The following is a 351-nucleotide window of genomic DNA, read 5'->3' as shown; positions in this document are numbered from 1 at the left end:
ATTTTATTATAGAGATGTTTCGTTAATCCTATGTGAATATTTGGTAAAGGTTATGTAATGTTAAAGTTAATGAATATAAGTGATTGTATGGAGAAATATAAAAAAAGAGGCTGAGAATACTCAGCGCTCTTCTTTTCTTCTTTAATAGCTGTCTTTACTTCACCGGTTTTGGTCTTATTACTTTCAGAGAAGCGAAGTAAGTCACCTTCAATGATTTTGTCAGACATGTTCAATTCATTTTGGGCACGATCAATGAGTGGGTGAGAATCTTCTTTTGGTAATTGTACAACTTCGCTAGTAGTTCGGTCGTAGAATGTACTGTTCGTGTACATGTACTTATCTGTAACGAAG

General features: G+C 33.9%; 1 pseudogene. It reads right to left on the bottom strand.

The window, feature by feature from the left end:
* Window positions 1–119: 119 nt before the first annotated feature.
* Window positions 120–351: pseudogene (locus ACSG5Z_RS29785) on the bottom strand (hypothetical protein); the annotation flags it as partial.

Origin of the sequence: Bacillus pretiosus (genome assembly GCF_051294775.1) — a bacterium.
Classification (GTDB): Bacteria; Bacillota; Bacilli; order Bacillales; family Bacillaceae_G; genus Bacillus_A; species Bacillus_A wiedmannii.
This window is presented reverse-complemented; position numbering and strand designations above follow the sequence as displayed.